This window comes from Photobacterium sp. TY1-4 (genome assembly GCF_025398175.1).
GTDB lineage: Bacteria > Pseudomonadota > Gammaproteobacteria > Enterobacterales > Vibrionaceae > Photobacterium.
Genome location: NZ_CP099735.1, coordinates 1,597,977 through 1,615,198 on the forward strand (window position 1 = coordinate 1,597,977; position 17,222 = coordinate 1,615,198).

A 17,222-nucleotide genomic window follows, 5' to 3' on the forward strand; every position below is an offset into this window, starting at 1 on the left:
GCGTTCAGGCGACCTGCATCTTGCCTTGGAGAGGCAGGTGGTGCAGCATTTGGCCATACAGACGGAAGACCATGTTGGCCCCGTCAATGATGGCTTGCTGATCGACCGGGTTGGTGATCTGGTTCATCAGGCCTTCGAGCAGCCGGATGTGTTCCTGATCCAGGCTGCTGTGAGATTTGAGGTAGCTCATCGCGGTATCCGGCAGCTGCAACGCTTGCTGAATAGCCTCGGCCACCTGACCGCCGACACTGACACTGGTGCCTTCCAGTACCCAGACCATGCCGAAAAATGCCATCGGATTTCGGCGATCAATCTGGTGATAGAGATAAGCCACCATCAGCTCGATGTCCGGTCCGACGGCGCCCAGACCCTGGCTGGCGCGTACGCAGTCTGAGGCGGCCCCACAGGCGACCAGATCATTGAGGATCCACTCGTGATGGCCTTTTTCTTCCTCGATGTATTCCCCGAGCGCCTGGCGCAGCCATTCGTAATGCTCCGGCAGGCGGGCGCCGCAGGCCATCAGCAAAGGCACGGTATGTTTGACGTGGTGGTAGGCCTGCGTCAGAAAGGCAATGTAAGTCTCGGGCTGGATGTCACCGCGGGCGCAGGCCGCAAAGACGGGGGCGCTGGCCATGTGCCCGGCCTATCAGTGCAGGGTGGGCGGGTGTGGTGGTGGCGAAATGGGCCAGAGCCCCTAAAACAGTATCCATGTTTATGATTCTCCTGAGACCACGCGACGGTTGGATAATCTGGAAAAAACGCTGGCTGAGTTGCTGCAGGCCTTCGGCCAGATTCCCGACGGAGACCCGGGGCTGGTGGTGATAATAAGTGCCCCAGGTTTGTGCCGCATCCGGGATCACATCCGGACTGGCGGCGGACAGAATCGTCATCTTCAGCCCCAGCAGGGTCAGCATGGCGTACAGCGGATCGGTCGCGGTGAAAATCGCCCATTCGTATCCGGCATCGACCAAATACTGGGCCATCATCCAGAAATGGCGCGGAGACATACCCGGGGAGAAAGAGGCCAGTTGACCGAATTCAACCAGCTTTTCTCGCTGTACCCTAATACCACAGCAGGAAAGAATTGCGGCCTCCGCAGGCTGGCTCAGGTATTGCTCCAGAAAGAGCGGCCCTTGATCTGCGATCCGAAAACCGCAGGCAGCATGTAACTGTTGCGATTGGTCGTAAACGGCCATGAACGCGGGCATAAATTGACTTAGGTTGGCATGAAAGGCTGCACGATACCGGGTTGCAATATAGCGCTCGACTTCTTGCCGCGACGGGTGGTTGTTATGAATTATTTGCAGCGAATAAGTGCTGTTTTGATCCGCATTGCGCATTGCGCATTGCGCATAGCCTTGCCCCTATATGTCTGGTGTATGACTCAACATTAGGGGGAAAGACTTAAGAATCCCTTAAGAAACAAAAAAGCCATTCTTAAGGGTGAGGCGGCGGGATTTTTTTGATGCCCGTGAGTGTTCAGCGCCCGGAAGGCTTTGATGCCTCAGGCAGTTGTCGGCGGATTAAACCATGTTTTGAGGCAGTTGCAGACAGGCCAGCCGGGCGCGAAGGTTTTCCAGCAGGGTTTCCGTGGTGGCATCAGGCGTTTGCAGCCCGGTGATTAAGGTCATGAAATAGAGTTCCATCATCACCTGAGCCATCATCGGATCGTAGGTGCTTTGGTGCGAAAACAACCGCTGTTGAAATGCAATAATCTGCGGGTTGAGTTGGGGTTGCTGCCAGATCAGCTCCTTAAATAACTCCATGCTGAATTCCCGTTGCTGCAGGTAGTAATCAAACAGGTACCGGGCATAGTGGAGCAGTCGCTCCGCTGGAGTGTAGGCGGTATCGTTGGCTGCTGCGGCTTGGAGGACACGTTCGACTTGTTGCTCAACCCCGGCCTTGAGCAAATCGATTTTGGCCGGAAAGTGCGAGAACACCGTGCCGGTCGCAACACCGGCAGCGGTGGCGATTTGTCGGGTCGTCGTTTCGGCATAGCTTTGCTGGTGGAACAGGTGCCAGGCACTGCTCAGGATGGTCTCGCGTGTCTGCTGTTTCTTGGTGCTGGTCATGGTGATTCCCTCTGGTGCAGTCCCCATTGTATCTGATTTTTCAGGGTTTCGTCGCCCGGATGCCAGGATTGCAGAAAGTCGGCTGTTGAAAAATGAGCGCGCTCAAATTATATTAAATGAGCGCGCTCATTTTTAGTTTGGAGAAAAGTTATGAAAGATCTGATCCTGAAGTGTTTTGCTTATACCTGCTATTTGCCGTTTCAAATGATGTTCAGCTACGTGGTGGGCCCGATCCTTGGGGCGATTTTGCTGGTTGGTGGATTGGGAGTGCTGATGCTGATCCTTGGCTATGAAGACGGCGTGAAGGCGTTTCGTAAAGAGTGGCGGGAGTCGGCAGCATTTATCTGAGGTATTGAGCTGAGGTAGTGTCCGAAGCGTTGATGTGCCAGGGCAGGTGCCGGCAGCGGTCTGCTCAACGCGGCTCAGGGGACGCATTATCAGGCCCAAGTGCCGGTGTTTCCTCACTTGTTTGAATGAAGGCGACCGGTCTCGGAATGAGGTTTGGTTCTTGTGTTTTATGCGCAGCAGTCAGTTCAGGCGTGAGGATTACTCAGAGCATATTCCGGTCAAGGTCAATGAGTTGATGATGATTTTGGGTACATCGCTCCGGGAGGACGGATCATATAGACAAAGTGATTGTCTTCCCTGACCGGGACAAAACCAAAGCGCCGGTACAGGCTGCTGACTCGGTTGCCCTGTAGGTAGCATAAATGGACAGGGAGACCCTGCTCATCAGCGGGTTGCAATAGCTGGCTCAGGATCTGACTGCCGATGCCGAGACCATGAAATGAAGGCAGTAGGAAGAAGCGGCCGAGATACCAATACTCGCCATGATGTTGAAATAAGATGCTGCCGGCAGGTTCCTGGTTGACTTCAATGAGAGTCGGTCGTGCTTCATCCCATTCTTGCTGGTGGATGGCTCTTTGGGTCGCCTCATGCCAACCAAATACAGCGTCCACAGCTTCGTATTCCGCCTTTTTCTTCAGCTGATACAGAAACTCAAAATCCGCAGGAGTGGCATTCCGGGTGGTTAAGGTGAAGGTTTGCAGGGGTGAAGCGGCCCGGCTTAAATTTTCCATGGTTTCAGTGCCAGATGGTAGATGTTGAGTTTTTGCGCCGCATCGTGAACATCCATTTGATGATCGACGGATTTGATCCATTTGGCTCCGGCTCGTGTGGCGACCCGGATACTGGCCTGATTGTGCTCCAGGCAGCGAAATTCAACAATGTCGGCGTTGGTCTCCTGCGCCAGGGCCGGAATGAGCGCGGTAAGGACTTGGGGGATCACTCTTTTGCCCTGAACCTCGCTACTGAGCCAGTAGCCGACTTCGGCGATGTGCGAGCGGGGTGCGATCGATTTAATCCCGAACACGCCGCAGAATGTTTGTTGGTGGAAAATTGCATACCATCGGGCACCGGGAGACGGTGCGTCGATTCGGTCCCGGATATATTGCCGCGCGCCGGATACATTAATGACTTGTTCCACCCAGCCGAGGAACGTGGCCAACTGGGGGCGGCTGCGTTCGACCGCATCCAGCAGTCCTTCGGCATGGCCGAGGGCTAAATGGCGCAGCGTGATGGCATCGGTGATCGGGATGTGTTCGCAATCAAGCCGCGGTGATCGGTGGTGGTTCAGGAGCGTTGAGAGCACAATGATTTCCTTATGCGTGGTATCCATTCGGCATCATGCCGTGTTTAGGCATTGTGATTGCCGGAGCTGTTGAACGAATACATCCGGATCTCATCACGGGGAAACCAGCCTAATTTTTCGTAGAATCCCTGCGCGTTGATGTTGTCTTGATACACGAACAAATGGGTCTTTGAAATGCCAAGCGATGCCAGTGCATCAACGGATTTGGCAACCAGCTGATGGCCGATGTTCTGGCCTCTGTACTCAATGCTTACGGCCAGATGCTGCAAATAGCCGCGGCGGCCATCTGTACCGACTAATACCGCACCGATGATTTCATCACCCATGAGTGCGACAAAACTCAGGCCCGGGTTTCTTTGTAAATAGGCTCCGATGCTTGCTTTCGAATCGGTATCGCGCAGCGACAAATTTTCCGTTTGCCGCCAGAGTTCAATGACCGGCTCGTAGTCAGCGATATCCATTTCCCGAATGATGACCATCACAGTCTCCTTTGCTTGCTCAAATGAGCGGTCATTCCAAATCGCGCGATGTCAGACATCAACCGACATCATGCCTGACGCGCTATTATTCCTTGATTTTATGGCGTTATATTCCCTTCTTTTCGCGGAGATGGCAACTGGCCATGTGATCGATCTGTAGCCATAAGTGAGGCGGGCAAGCTTGTGTGACAAGCATTCAGGTTAAGAGATGTGCATATGCTTCAGCAGCCATGACAGGCGTAAATTCGGTAATCGAATAAGACACTGCCCCGCTTTGGATAAATGGGTCGGCGTCTAATACCGCCCTGAGCGCTTGTTCACACTCATGCTGTGAAATGAGAATGCCACCAGTGCGAGGAACCCTTCTTCCGCCAAAGCGCAGGTTGTTCGATTGATATTCCTTGGTTAAATAGCCTGTGGCTAAAGCAGCGATTAGCTGGATGACTTGCTCATTCGTTTTCGCCACCAGGTGAGGACACCTTCAACCAGAACATAAATGACCGATGAGCGGCCATAGTCTTCGAGTGGCCGTTGAAGATCACTTTGATATTTCTCAACGGCGGCCTGTGCGCTGACTGCATCAATCGGGGGGCCGTCAAGTTCAAAGTTCTGTGCCAGCAGGGCCAGTTTATCTTCTGAAAAGGTCGCGGTATCCATGTTCAGATAGGTAAAGTCGGTCTTTTGATTGTGCGGAAAGGTGAAAAATTGATATCGAGGCATGGTGAATTCCTACTCTGTTTGGTTCGAGAAATGTTGTGCGCATCTGCTCTGAGACTGACGAGTGACCGTTAATCGCGCTCAGTTTTATTCGCAGTTCCTTGGATTAGTCGCTCAATCGATGTTGGGTCTAACAAGGGGTGGGGCTGAACCCCGCAGACCAGCACAATATCCACGGCGGGCAGCGCCGGCATGTGGTCGAGGATGCGCAGATCATCCGTGACGCTGAGCCGTCCCATCGCCCCGATCGCCATGCCTTCCCGGACGAGGGCGCGTTGGGCGGAAGCCGTATTGCAACAGGCCAGCAGCCGATACGGCGTGCCACGTTTGGTCAAGCCGTTGATGGCTGCCGCATGATATTTGCAATCGGACTGAAACAAGGCCAAGGGCACGGGCTGGGTGTCGTCGAGCGTGAATGTCTCACTGGCAATCCAGACGCCCTGATCGCTGGCGAGCCAATGGCCTTCTTCGCTATCGGGTGCCCGGGTGAGGATTGCGGCGTCAATTTTGCCCTCATCCAGCCAGGCTCTGAGGGTGATACTGGGCTCGTTGAACACCTGGATCGAGCAGGTTGGATCGGCCTGGCTGAGCTCCCGGATGACTCGCGGCAGAATGATGTCGTTGTAATCTTCCGGACAGCCGAGTCGCAGCGGGCGCTTACCTTCATAGCGTTTGACCTGCCTGAGGGCGTGATTGTGCATCGCGACGAGCTGCTCGGCATGGGTGCGTAGCGCCAGCCCGGCCTCACTGAGGACCAGGTTGCGGCCCTCTTTCTCAAACAGATTGACGCACAGCTCGGCCTCCAGTTTGCGCATCTGGGCACTGAATGCTGATTGGGTCCGGTTGATTTGTTTCGCGGCGCGGGTGAAGCTGCCGGTCTCGGCAAACGCGAGAAAGCTTCTCAGGGCATCAATATCCATGGCGGGACTGTCTATCCATCGTTCTGATTCATAGGTTCCATCAAAATTATCCGTTCGTCCCCGGTAAAACAATCCCTTAAGCTACAAACTCATGACACAGAGACCAACGAGGGACCGATGAAACTCTATATTGCCAACCAAAATTATTCCACCTGGTCGTTACGCGCCTGGTTGTTGTTTGCCCAGTACGAGCTGGATGTTGAGGTCGTAAAGCTGAAGCTGTTTACGGAAGATTTTTACCAAACGCTGGAATCTGTAACCCCGACCGCCAAAGTGCCTGCGCTGGTCGACGGTGATGTGACGGTGTGGGAATCGCTCGCGATCCTTGAATACGTGAATGAGGCTTATCTTGATGGTCGGGCCTGGCCGGATTCACTCCAGGAGCGGGCCAGGGCGCGGGCGCTGGCGGCAGAAATGCACGGCGGATTTTCGTCCTTGCGTAATGAGCTGCCGATGAACTGCCGGGCGCAAAGGAAAGTCGAATTGAGTGAAGGGGCGCTGAAAGATATCGCACGGATCGATGCCATTTGGTCTCAGCAAATGGCGCGTTATGCCGGTGGCTGGCTGTTCGGGGATTGGTCGATAGCCGATGCGATGTTTGCCCCGGTGGCACTGCGGTTCAAAACATACGGGTTGCCGTTGTCGGATCAGGCCAGCGCGTATCAGCAAAAAGTGTTGAACAGTCCGGCGATACAACGCTGGCTCGCTGAAGCCGGTGAAGAAACGGATATTGTCGTCGAAGACGAGGCCGGGGAGCCGGAGTAAAACGCGCGGTACCTGCGAAAAATTGCTTTAAACAACCGCCATGATCATCTTGATCGCCAGCAGGCTCAGTGCCAGCTTGATCAGCATGATCAGGTGCGGGTTGCCGACGAACTGGCGCAGTCGGGTACCGAGCCAGGATCCGATGATGGCGCCGGTGACCAGGTAGAGTAATGTCTCCAGATGTTCTGCAAAGGAAAAGCCCAAATAGCCGAACACCAGGATCTTGGCGATATGGCTGATGGCCATCAGCAGGGCGCTGGTGGCAATGATTTGATTTTGGTTGTTGAGCCGTTTGGTCAGCACGCTGAGGGCCAGCGGACCGGTAGCGCCAACCATCAAGCCTAAGCCGGTTTGCAGTCCTCCGATCAGATAAAAGTTCTCATACCGCTTGATCCATTGTGAAAACCGCTCACTCCACAGGCTCAGCAGGATATAGAGACCGATGGCGACTGGGATCAGGTTGGTCGGCAGATTCGCCAACAGGAAACCAAACAGCACAATGCCGACGGCGGAGCCGATGAGAAAGGGCGGCAGCAGCGACCACTGGACATCTTTAAGGGAAAACAACATCCGCGAAGCATTGCTCGTCAGTTGGGTAATACCGTGGAGCGGAATGACGGTCGCCGGATGGAGAAATACCGGCAGGATGGCGATCAGCAGCATCCCGCCGCCGAACCCGAGAATCCCGGCAACGGCGGAGGTGAGCAGGGCTATCGCCCCCAAGAGCAGCTCTGTCGGCAAAGAACCTCCCTGTTCTTTTAAGTTTTAACTTATTTGACGTTATCCAGCATGGCGCCTTGTGCCTGACGGACTGGCTCAGGTGCTGAGACCGATGGCTTTATTGGGATTTGGGGTTGTCCAACGCTTTCATCTTCTGGCCCAGGGTATCGATATCCATGCCTTGTTGTGCTAGAAGTTGTTCAAATGCCGGCAGCAACGCGCCGAGGTTTTCTTCCAGCGTATCACGCACGGTATCAACGACTACTTGGGTGCCGCGCTCAATTTCAACATTGATGTGATCACCGACCGCCTTCTGTTCAAACACCGTCATCCGCCGGGTTTCCGGGATCAGCCAGACTTCAAACCAGCCTTCTTGTTTGTTGACCGCGGAGAGGGTCAGGCTGGCACCGTTGAGGGCGATATACCCTTTGGGAAAGACATAGCGTTTCCAGGTATCGGTGAGTTTCAGGCGCAGGCAGTAATTATCTTCAATTTGCTGAACAGCCAGGATTGGGGTTTTAAAATCAACATGGCCGGAAAGCGGGTGGCCGCCGATCTCGGCACCGTCTCTGGCTGCCCGCTCGACATTCACTGTTGTGCCGGGTTCATACTCGCTGAGGGTGGTGATGAGCAGGCTTTGCAGCATGACATCAAACTTGACCTGAACCTCGGAGATGAGCTCGGTGACGGTGAGGCAGACGCCGTCAACGGCGACACTGGCGCCGATTTCCAGGCCGTCACAAAAGCCGGGCTGAAAATCGATGACAAAGGTGCGAATGCCGCCCTGATCACTGATACGGTTGAGGGTTGCGATGGATTGAACGATTCCGGTAAACATAAGACGTCCTGTTTTGTCTGTGGCAACCGATGGTTGCCGTCAGTTGCATGAATCGGGGAAAAGTGCACAAGTGACGGGTGGTGACGGCCAGTCTTGGTTTCTTGGCACACTTCGGTTACTTAGCCGTAAATACCCGTGTCGCGTGCAGGTGGATATTCGGATGCATCGACAGGGTAAAGTTGTGATGCTCAATGATTTTGTCGGCGGTTAAATGCGGCTTGTCATGGGTGGTGTGGGCATCTGCCGGCAGGTGAACGCGATAGCCTTTGGAAGCGGCCTCGAATGCGGTCCGGTCGATACAGAAATCGGAAGAGTAACCGCACAGGGTGAGGGTTTGAATGTCATGCTGATCGAGCAGGGCTTCAAGCTCTGTTTCGAAGAAAGCATTTGGGGCGGTTTTACTGATCCGGATGTCTTCGTCACCGACCATGAGTTCTGCGAAGAGCTGCCAGGGCTGGCTACCATACTCGACCATGCCCGGCATCTGATGTTGGACAAAAATCACGGTGTCACCCGCCGCTTTGGCGTGGGTGATGAGTTTATTGATATTGCTGACGACCACGGTGCTGTTGTACGGCTGTCTTTCGGCGGCAAAAATACCGTTTTGCACGTCAATGACCAGAACTGCTGACTTCATGCGCTTTCCTTGTTCATGCTTCTGTTATGTTGTTGAGTCGCGGCTGCGTTTTGTCCATGATTTCGGTGGGGATGTGGCCCCAGAGGGTTTGCTCTCGTGTCTGCCAGCCAAGGCGGCGATAGAGCGCTTGCTGATCCGGGGTATGCAGATACAGCCGGGGGTATCCTAGATTCCAGGCGTGGTTTTCTGCAACACGGCACAGGCGTGATGCAATTCCCTGACCCCGATGCGCCGGTAACACAAACACGCCGGCAAGCCAGGGCGTGAGGTCTTCACGGTCATTCAGATCGCAGACGCGCAGGGCACTGGTGCCCAGGGGGCGGCCCTGTTCATGAGCAACCCAAGCAATCGGCAGGCGATCTTTCTGACTGTGGCTCATCAGCTTTCGGTAGCGCTCCTCATAGGTCTCTTCCGGCAGCCGTGTCTGCCAGTGAGCGGAGATCGCCCTTGCCAGTTCCGGGGCATACTCGGGTACATCAGCCAAATAATCGATGTGGATCATCTTGGATTATCTCTTGCGTGCGTTGAAGTGAACGGTGTTGATTCGGTTGCCGGGCAATCACCTGAAACATCGGCAGATTAGCTGCCGAACAAGGCCGGATTGAGCAGTTTTGCGGCCACATAACAAACCAGCAGGCAAACACCGGCCCAGCCCAGAAACGGGGCGATTGATAAAGGTCATGCCCCTGAAGGGAGAAGCGTGTCTGGCCGCGATTAGAGTTCAAGCGTGAGCAAGGTATCGCCGTCGTCTAGAGTACCGATTTCACGGAACCCGAATGTCTGATAGACTCGGGACGCCTGGCGGTTGGCAGGTTTGTGCATGGTTCTCAGGTGCTTGCCACCCAACGTTCTGACTTCCTCAACCAAGAGCGCCAATACCCGGCTGCCGTAGCCTTGATTCTGATGTCGCGCATCAATCATGAAGCGGAACAGCCAGAAGAGCTCAAAATCTTCCGGCTCGTCTTCATGGCAAAAGGCGAGCATCCCAATCACTTTTTGATTGAGGCAGATCGCTTTGAGCCGATAGTGGGGCTCGAACTTCGACTGCGCAATCGTGATGGCATTGGATGCCAGGTTTTCTTGTTGCTCGGGCAGTAAAGACAGCCGAATGCAGTCCAGGTAGTTGTGTTGGTCGACGTCTTTCAGGGTAATCTTGTTGGATTGAGGTTCGGTGTTTTGAAGCATCGTCTCTTCCTTTTCTGTGAGCGACTTATCGTCTACTGCCCGCTGCGTTGGTCGATGTCCAGGCTTGCCCAATATTTATATGTGCCTAGTGTTTATACGTGTAGAGTGTTCATGCGTGCCAGTGTTCGGCCAGCAGGCCATACAGGGCAGAGTCGGATACATGGCCGCTGATAATCCATCGTTGTGGTAAATAGCCTTCCTGGCGAAAGCCCAGTTTCTCCAGTACCCGGGCTGAGCCACGGTTGTCCGGGTCAATCTCAGCTTCTATCCGGTTCAGATTCAGGGTGCGAAAACCGTACTGAAGCAGCGCGGCGGCGGCTTCACCGATCAGTCCTTGTCCCCAGCAGGATTTGGCTAACCCAAAGCCCAGCTCAGCCCGTCTGGATTCCGGGTGGCTGTTAAACAACATACATTTTCCCACCAGCGTCTGGGTCTCTTTCAGAAAAACACCCAGCACCACATGGGTAGGATGGTTCGGATCAAACGCTGCGTTTTCAATAAACTGTGTGGCTTGCGCAAGTGATGACCAGGGTGTGCCATCCCAGTATTTCATCACCTCCGGATCGGAGAAAATGGCCAGCAGCGGCGCAGCATCGGTCAGCGACAGCGGGCGGAGCACTAAACGTTCGGTTTGCAGTTCAAGCATTTCAAAGTCTCACTGAAGGAAAAAAGTGGGCGCAGGTAGTCCATGAAAATGTGTGAGACGACCCGCGGAAAAATTTATAGAGCATTCATTCATAGAGCGCTAATCCATCGAGTACTTTGAGGGACTGCGTATTCCACCACGCTACCGCCAACACGTCGGCAATGCGACGCGCATAAAAAACAATATGCTATCATGTGCTTATTGGTGGTGCATCCTGTCGGGTGAAAAAAGTGTTACAAGACAGAACGCTGTTTGCGACCAAAGCAGTTCTCAGGCAAAGCGGTATTGAGGGGGCGCAGGGATGTGTGGGGTTTGCGGAAAAAAGCCGCCGGGTCACGGCGTGGCGACACAGGCGGCAAACAGTACGACAGGGTTAATACCAATCGTAGAAAATCACTGGTCATCCTAGCTAGTTAAAACGCTCGATAACTGCGTTAGAATTTTTAATTGTAGAATCACTACTTATCAAAAAATTCAGCCTTGTTCTCAAGCATTTTTCCTGCGCTATTTCTGACCACTGACTTACTGTGATTGGTATGAGAAAACGTGAGGTGCTCCCTCAGCCCGATGGCGCGGACCGAGGGCGGGGATCAGGCCGGGATATCTTTGGCCACGGCCCCCAGGGTATCGATAATGATGTCGATATGTTCTTTCTCGATGATCAGCGGGGGTGACAGGGCGATGGTGTTGCCCATGCTGCGTACCATCACGCCTTGATCGTAACAGCGCTTGAGAATATCAAAGCCAATCGGTTTACCGTCGGCCGGTGCGGCGAACTGTACGGCACCAATCAGGCCGTAGTTGCGGATATCAACGATCGACGGAATATCTTTGAGCGAGTGCAGCCCCTGCTCGAAATACAGGCCAATGTCGCCGCGACCGCGCTCCAGCAGGCCCTCGCGCTGGTAAATATCCAGGGTCGCCAGACCGGCTGCACAAGCGACCGGGTGGGCGGAGTAGGTATAGCCATGGAAGAGCTCGACCGCCCCTTCCGGTGCACTGTTGACCACAGTTTGGTAGATCTCGTCTTTGGCAAATACCGCCCCCAGAGGGACAACGCCGCTGGTGATCCCTTTGGCAGAGGTGATGAGATCCGGGGTGACATCAAACTCAATCGAGGCAAACGGTGAACCCAGACGGCCCCAGCCGGTGATCACTTCATCAAAAATCAGCACCACATCGTGTCGGGTACAGATTTCTCGGATCCGCTGGAGGTAGCCTTTCGGCGGCAGGATCACCCCGCCCGCCCCGGCAATCGGCTCGATGATGACAGCGGCGACACTGTCGGCGCCGTGGAACTGGATCAACTGCTCCAGTTGCTCGGCTTTGTCGACGCCATATTCCGGCAGCCCCTTGCTGAACGCGTTGTTGGCAATATCCAGCGTGTGCGAGAGGTGATCGGTCGGCAACAACGGGCCGAACCCTTTGCGGTTTGGGGTCAGACCGCCGACGGAAATGCCGCCGAAGTTCACGCCGTGATAGCCCAGCTCTCGGCCGATTAGTTTGTATTTGCCGGCGTTGCCTTTGGCTTGCTGGTACGCCAGCGCAATTTTCAGGGCGCTCTCGACCGCTTCGGAGCCGGAGCAGGTAAAGAAGACTTTATCGAGTCCGGCCGGGGTGAATTCAACCAGTCGCTCGGCAAATTCGAAGCCGATGTCGTGGCCGAAATTAAACGGCGAGCTGTAGTCCAGCTCGGCGACTTGCCGGGCCATCGCATCCCCGATCTCTTTGCGGCCGTGACCTGCATTGACACACCAGAGCCCGGCGGTTGCGTCGAGCAATTGTCGGTCCTGATCGGAATAACAATACATGCCCTCGGCGCGGTTGATGATCCGCGGGTTGGCTTTGAAATCTCGGTTTGCGGTGAACGGCATCCAGAATGCATCGTAGCTGACTTTTTTCTCCATGGGCTGGCCTTTTCGCTCGGGTTATGAATATAGAATTCAAGGTTAGCGAGGCGCTCATACGCAGAAAATCACCGCGGTTAAAAATAAAGGTTGAGTGGCTTCAAACATTCTCTCGGGCAAGCCGGGCCTGGAGGAAATCGACAAAGGCCCGTGATGCGCTGGACAGGTAGTGGCTGGACTTCCAGCCGAGACCGAGATGGAGCGGGATCGGCGGGTCAAACGGCACGGTGACGAGATCCGGCTCCTCGCGCAGGATCATCGGCAGGCAGGTACAGATGCCTATTTCTTTGCGAACCAGGGATTTGAGCAACTCGATCAGGTTGGTTTCAAAGCGGATATCCGGGGTGATTTTGTGTTGCTGGCAGTAGCGGCTGACCGATTCCCGCAGGAAATATCCTTCCCGGAACAGCACCAGCGGTTGCTGGCAAAATTGCTCGAGGGTGATTGCCGGTTGGTTGGCAAACGGGTGATCATGGGGGACACAGGCGACGATCTGCTCTTTGAGCAGGGTGGTGTGGCGCAGCTGCTCGTGGGGGCGATCACAGCGGATTAATGCCAAATCCAGCTGGCCGGCCAGCAGCATTTTTTCCAGCGTGGCGGTTCCTGCCTCATGAATGTTGATCTGAATCCCGGGGTAGGTTTGTTTGAACAGCGCCAGAGTGTCGGGGAGGAAATAGGAGCCGAGCATGGCCGAGACCCCGAAGTTGATCACCCCGCGGGAGAGTCCTTTGAGCTCCTGCAGCTCTTTCTGGGCCTGCTCGACATCTTCCAGAATTTGCCGGGCGTGGCGTAGCAGCACCTGGCCGTCGGCGGTCAGGCTCATCTGCCGCTCAGTACGATTGATCAGTTTGAGTGCCAACTGTTGTTCCAGTTTCTGAATACTGATACTCAGGGCCGACTGGGCGATCCCCAATTGGTCGGCGGCCTTGGTGAAGTTGCCGGTTGCTGCCAATACCGTGAAATAGCGCAGGCGTTTGAGATCCATCCGAGTCTCCGGTTTGTTCGACACTTACTATCTATAAAATATATGGAAAGTATATTTACCATATATTGTTAATATCTCCAGCGTGTCGTTATGATTTTGTTAACTCGACGGCGTGCGACACAAAACAAGAACAACACGGATGCCGGCGGGACATTTAATAACATCAAAGTCAACTTCATTAGGCCGGAGTGCCTGAACGAAACATAAGGAAGCAAGCCATGAATATTGCCCCAGCGCTGAACGATAACCTGACGCGTTATACCGGTTTTTGTGTTTCCCCATTCGCAGCCAACCCACGCCTGCAGGTCGTGACGCTGGATAACGACACCTTGGCCCGGTTTGCCGATTTAACCGCCAACTGGAGCCTGCAGTCGATCGAATACAAGCCGTTTTTGCGCTTTGCCACTGCGGATGCGCTGGATAAAGCCTGTAACTATGAGTTGGGTAAGCTGCTGGTTGGGATCATGGAAAACCGTGACACCGGGGCATTTCTGCTCCAGGCCGATGAACAGGCCCAGGCCGGGTTTGAAGACAGTGACGCGCAGCGCGAATTCTTCGTCAAGCTTTCCACTGCGGCTTCTCACCTGATTGGTTTGCCGAACTTTGATGCCATGTACGGCAAGTACTATGCCCGCTTTACGGTGCGCAATGAAGACAGCAGTGACAGCTACCTGCGCCAGGCCCATCGCCGGATGGAGCTGCACAATGACGGCACCTACGTCAATGAGCGAACCGATTTTGTCCTGATGATGAAGATGGATGAGCAGAACATGGAGATGGGCGATTCCCTGCTGCTGCATGTGGATGACTGGCAGGATCTGGAGCGTTTTTATCATCACCCGATGGCCAAGCAGAATATTGTCTGGAGCGCGCCGCCGAGCAAAAATGTCGGTTACGCCATTGAGCACCCGGTGTTCTTTGAAGAAGACAAAAACGGCAAGCCGCATATGCTGTTTATCGACCAGTTCGCGCAGCCGCAAAACATGCAGCAGGGGCTGTACCTGCACCAGATGGGTGAGTCGTTGGAAAGTGACACCAACTGCTTCAATGTCCGGGTCAAAACCGGTGCCATGCTGGTGGTACAGAACCACTGCTGGCTCCATGGCCGAGACAAGTTTGTCGCCCATCCGGGGCTGAAGCGTGAACTGCTGCGTCAGCGCGGTCACTTCACGCGCTAAGTCAGTTATATCGACATGATTGAACCATGCGCTCGCCGCAGTGATTGCGGCGGGCGCATTTTTGCCTGTGATCAGATCGCAAAGTGCGATCACGTGCGGTGACAGGCCAAGGGAGTGAAACACAGTGGATCAGATTTACGATTACCTCATTATCGGCGGCGGCATTGTCGGGGTGTCAACCGCCTGGCAGTTGCAGCAGCGCTATCCGGATAAAACTATTGCTTTGATTGAAAAAGAAGCCGGGTTATCCCGTCATCAGACCGGCCATAACAGCGGCGTGATCCATGCCGGGGTTTACTATGCACCGGGCAGTCTGAAGGCTGAATTTTGTAAGGCCGGGGTGGCTGCCACCACTGAGTTTTGCCGGCAGCACAACATTCCGGTGGAAAACTGCGGCAAGTTGCTGGTGGCGACCAACCCGCTCGAGCTGGAGCGGATGCAGGCGCTGTATCAGCGCTGCGCTGACAACGGGCTCGATGTTGAGTTGCTGGATCAGGCGGCTTTGCAGCAAAAAGAGCCGAACATTGAAGGGCTGGGGGCAATTTTCGTCAGTACCACCAGTATCGTCAACTATCGCCAGGTGACGGAAAAAATGGCCCAAGAGTTTACTGCGCTGGGCGGACAGGTTTTGTTGGAAACCGCGGTGACCGGGCTGGTTGAAACGGATGCCGAGGTGACGGTTCAAGCCAGCCGCCGCGGGGAGCCGGTGGCACTGGCGGGCCGCTTTCTGGTGGTCTGCTCCGGTCTGATGGCGGATCGGATGACCCGGATGCTGGGAATTGAGACCGGCTTTCAGATCATTCCCTACCGCGGCGAATATTATCAGCTGCCGGAAAAATATAACGCGATCGTCAATCATTTGATTTATCCGATCCCGGATCCGGATCTGCCGTTTCTCGGGGTGCACCTGACTCGGATGATTGACGGCTCGGTGACGGTCGGGCCGAATGCGGTGCAGGGTTGGAAGCGGGAAGGCTACGGTAAAATTAACCTCAGCCTGCGCGATATGCTCGATATGTTCACCTTTAGTGGGTTCTGGAAGGTGACGCGCAAACACCTCAAAACCGGGTTGGTTGAAACCAAGAACTCCTGGTGGAAACCCGGTTATCTTAAGTTGGTGAACAAGTATTGTCCGAAGATTCAGCTCACGGATCTCAAACCGTATCCCGCCGGGATCCGTGCCCAGGCGGTGCTCAAAGATGGCACCTTGGTGCATGATTTTCTGTTTGCCGAAAGTCCGCGTAGTTTGCATGTCTGTAACGCACCGTCGCCGGCTGCCACTTCAGCGATCCCGATCGGCAATTATATCTGCGACAAAGTGGCGCAGAAGCAAAGCCCGGCGCCGGCGGATTCGCTTCAAAAGTCAGCAGCGGCCTAACGCATTTAGCTCAGTATTGCTGTCAGCAGCCACCCCGTTCCCGCGGGGTGGCTGTTTGGTTTTGGGTTGTTGCTTGGGGGATGACGAGTCGCGATAGCAATTGCTCAGAAGAGCTTATTGATCACGATAGCAATCACGCAGGTTTTTGATGAACAGGGAGCGGACCTTGTTCACGGCGCTGGTTTTCTTGGTGATCGCCATGATTTCCAGCGTATACAGCCGTCGATCCTGGGCGATGGCCTTGAGCTCCCCGCGATCGACATAAGGCTGGGCATAATGCGCCGGCAGAAAGCCGATAAATTTGCCTGAGAGCAGCAGCGCCAGGCGGGATTCGTAATTATAGGCGGTGGCTTTGAGGTTCATATTCGCCAGATGGCCGTGAATAATTTCCTGGGTTTTCATCCCGGCATAGACTGCTGGGTACCCGTCAATGATCTCATCACTCAGCTCGTCTTCTGACAGGTTAAACAGCGGATTGTCCGGGCTGCAATACAGAAAGCAATGGTCGGAATAAATGTGCTGATATTCCAGTCCTTCCAGGCTGCGGTGGAAGGGAATAAAGCCGACATCAGCTTCCTCGTTCATCACCTGGCGTTCAATTTCGGTCATTCGGGCGACTTCTGAGGTCAGATATACCTCAGGCGCCAGTTTGGCAAAACGCTGGAAGACTTTGGGGATCCGGGCCCGGCTGTCGAGACTGATGGTATCGCTGAACAGCACGGTCAGGCTGCCGGCCGGTTGAGCGTCGAGATCGTTAATGGTGTTGCGGAAATCTTCCAATTCGCCAAGCAGTTTGATGGTGGCATCGTAGACCACAGAGCCTTCTTCGGTGAGGGCGAACCCGGCCCGACCGCGACGGCACAGGATGAGATTGAGCCGGGATTCCAGATTGGAAATATGAATACTGATGGTGGAGCGGCTGATGTTCAATTCGGTTTCGGCCGCGGAGAACCCGCCGCAGTCGACCACGGTTTTAAAGATTTTCAGTTGCTTGATTTCGTAATCCCCGATCTGTCCGATCGGCAGAGAGGCTCTTGTCATTGTTTTACGCCTTTAAAACTTAAGGTTTACTCGTCGTGATTTACCCGTTGAGCCCGGGTGATAATATGCGCAACAAGCATTATGAATTGATTTGAAGTGTGTT

Annotated in this window: 22 protein-coding genes; 4 read left to right on the forward strand and 18 right to left on the reverse strand. The window is 54.5% G+C overall.

The window, feature by feature from the left end; all coding sequences use genetic code 11:
* Positions 1-4: 4 nt before the first annotated feature.
* The 3 genes from NH461_RS23915 to NH461_RS23925 form a co-directional block, all read right to left on the reverse strand.
* A complete protein-coding gene (locus tag NH461_RS23915) occupies positions 5-634 on the reverse strand; it encodes a TenA family transcriptional regulator (RefSeq protein WP_261603454.1) in 630 nt (209 codons plus the stop codon).
* On the reverse strand, positions 594-1,340 hold the full coding sequence (locus NH461_RS23920) for a thermostable hemolysin (RefSeq protein ID WP_261603455.1): 747 nt from the start codon (positions 1,338-1,340) through the stop codon (positions 594-596). The genes NH461_RS23915 and NH461_RS23920 overlap by 41 nt, the downstream gene beginning before the upstream one ends.
* Before the next feature lie 183 nt (positions 1,341-1,523).
* Complete coding sequence (locus tag NH461_RS23925; RefSeq protein WP_261603456.1) at positions 1,524-2,072, reverse strand: TetR/AcrR family transcriptional regulator; 549 nt, start codon at positions 2,070-2,072, stop codon at positions 1,524-1,526.
* Positions 2,073-2,222: 150 nt separating this feature from the next.
* On the opposite strand from NH461_RS23925, the gene NH461_RS23930 reads away from it, so the two are divergent.
* Positions 2,223-2,420, forward strand: a complete 198-nt coding sequence (locus NH461_RS23930; RefSeq protein ID WP_261603457.1) for a hypothetical protein — start codon at positions 2,223-2,225, stop codon at positions 2,418-2,420.
* Positions 2,421-2,644: 224 nt separating this feature from the next.
* Here NH461_RS23930 and NH461_RS23935 read toward each other — a convergent pair whose 3' ends face one another.
* From NH461_RS23935 to NH461_RS23960, 6 genes are all read right to left on the reverse strand, one after another.
* Positions 2,645-3,151, reverse strand: coding sequence for a GNAT family N-acetyltransferase (locus NH461_RS23935; protein ID WP_261603458.1), 507 nt, complete (start codon positions 3,149-3,151; stop codon positions 2,645-2,647).
* Positions 3,139-3,750, reverse strand: coding sequence for a GNAT family N-acetyltransferase (locus NH461_RS23940; protein ID WP_261603459.1), 612 nt, complete (start codon positions 3,748-3,750; stop codon positions 3,139-3,141). Before NH461_RS23940 ends, NH461_RS23935 begins: the two co-directional genes overlap by 13 nt.
* A 17-nt stretch (positions 3,751-3,767) precedes the next feature.
* Positions 3,768-4,202 (reverse strand): GNAT family N-acetyltransferase, encoded by a 435-nt coding sequence (locus tag NH461_RS23945; RefSeq protein ID WP_261603460.1) that lies wholly within the window; start codon positions 4,200-4,202, stop codon positions 3,768-3,770.
* A 196-nt stretch (positions 4,203-4,398) separates the two neighbouring features.
* Complete coding sequence (locus NH461_RS23950) at positions 4,399-4,668, reverse strand: YciI family protein (protein WP_261603461.1); 270 nt, start codon at positions 4,666-4,668, stop codon at positions 4,399-4,401.
* The gene (locus NH461_RS23955; protein WP_261603462.1) at positions 4,635-4,922 is read right to left on the reverse strand and encodes a hypothetical protein; all 288 of its coding nucleotides are present in this window, start codon (positions 4,920-4,922) and stop codon (positions 4,635-4,637) included. Before NH461_RS23955 ends, NH461_RS23950 begins: the two co-directional genes overlap by 34 nt.
* Positions 4,923-4,990: 68 nt before the next feature.
* Complete coding sequence (locus NH461_RS23960) at positions 4,991-5,839, reverse strand: LysR family transcriptional regulator (RefSeq protein ID WP_261603463.1); 849 nt, start codon at positions 5,837-5,839, stop codon at positions 4,991-4,993.
* Positions 5,840-5,956: 117 nt separating this feature from the next.
* Between NH461_RS23960 and NH461_RS23965 the strand changes: the two genes are divergently transcribed.
* Complete coding sequence (locus NH461_RS23965; RefSeq protein WP_261603464.1) at positions 5,957-6,604, forward strand: glutathione S-transferase family protein; 648 nt, start codon at positions 5,957-5,959, stop codon at positions 6,602-6,604.
* 27 nt (positions 6,605-6,631) lie between these two features.
* Here the strand turns inward: NH461_RS23965 and NH461_RS23970 are convergent, their stop codons facing one another.
* The 8 genes from NH461_RS23970 to NH461_RS24005 all read right to left on the reverse strand — a co-directional run bounded on the left by NH461_RS23970 (position 6,632) and on the right by NH461_RS24005 (position 13,522).
* Positions 6,632-7,345: a sulfite exporter TauE/SafE family protein gene (locus NH461_RS23970; RefSeq protein WP_261603465.1), complete on the reverse strand. Its 714-nt coding sequence runs from the start codon at positions 7,343-7,345 to the stop codon at positions 6,632-6,634.
* Between the two features lie 97 nt (positions 7,346-7,442).
* Entirely contained in the window at positions 7,443-8,162 is a 720-nt protein-coding gene (locus tag NH461_RS23975; protein ID WP_261603466.1) for a riboflavin synthase subunit alpha, read from the reverse strand.
* A gap of 115 nt (positions 8,163-8,277) precedes the next feature.
* Entirely contained in the window at positions 8,278-8,799 is a 522-nt protein-coding gene (locus NH461_RS23980; RefSeq protein WP_261603467.1) for a cysteine hydrolase family protein, read from the reverse strand.
* A 13-nt stretch (positions 8,800-8,812) separates the two neighbouring features.
* Positions 8,813-9,301: a GNAT family N-acetyltransferase gene (locus NH461_RS23985; protein WP_261603468.1), complete on the reverse strand. Its 489-nt coding sequence runs from the start codon at positions 9,299-9,301 to the stop codon at positions 8,813-8,815.
* Between the two features lie 212 nt (positions 9,302-9,513).
* The gene (locus tag NH461_RS23990; protein ID WP_261603469.1) at positions 9,514-9,984 is read right to left on the reverse strand and encodes a GNAT family N-acetyltransferase; all 471 of its coding nucleotides are present in this window, start codon (positions 9,982-9,984) and stop codon (positions 9,514-9,516) included.
* A 109-nt stretch (positions 9,985-10,093) separates the two neighbouring features.
* Positions 10,094-10,630, reverse strand: coding sequence for a GNAT family N-acetyltransferase (locus NH461_RS23995; RefSeq protein WP_261603470.1), 537 nt, complete (start codon positions 10,628-10,630; stop codon positions 10,094-10,096).
* A gap of 590 nt (positions 10,631-11,220) precedes the next feature.
* Positions 11,221-12,537 (reverse strand): aspartate aminotransferase family protein, encoded by a 1,317-nt coding sequence (locus NH461_RS24000; RefSeq protein WP_261603471.1) that lies wholly within the window; start codon positions 12,535-12,537, stop codon positions 11,221-11,223.
* Between the two features lie 100 nt (positions 12,538-12,637).
* Positions 12,638-13,522, reverse strand: coding sequence for a LysR family transcriptional regulator (locus NH461_RS24005; RefSeq protein WP_261603472.1), 885 nt, complete (start codon positions 13,520-13,522; stop codon positions 12,638-12,640).
* Positions 13,523-13,740: 218 nt separating this feature from the next.
* Between NH461_RS24005 and glaH the strand changes: the two genes are divergently transcribed.
* A complete protein-coding gene (gene glaH / locus NH461_RS24010) occupies positions 13,741-14,700 on the forward strand; it encodes a glutarate dioxygenase GlaH (RefSeq protein WP_261603473.1) in 960 nt (319 codons plus the stop codon).
* A gap of 124 nt (positions 14,701-14,824) precedes the next feature.
* Complete coding sequence (gene lhgO, locus NH461_RS24015) at positions 14,825-16,078, forward strand: L-2-hydroxyglutarate oxidase (protein WP_261603474.1); 1,254 nt, start codon at positions 14,825-14,827, stop codon at positions 16,076-16,078.
* 114 nt (positions 16,079-16,192) lie between these two features.
* On the opposite strand, the gene NH461_RS24020 is transcribed toward lhgO, so the two are convergent.
* Positions 16,193-17,119, reverse strand: a complete 927-nt coding sequence (locus tag NH461_RS24020; RefSeq protein WP_261603475.1) for a LysR family transcriptional regulator — start codon at positions 17,117-17,119, stop codon at positions 16,193-16,195.
* Between the last annotated feature and the right edge of the window lie 103 nt (positions 17,120-17,222).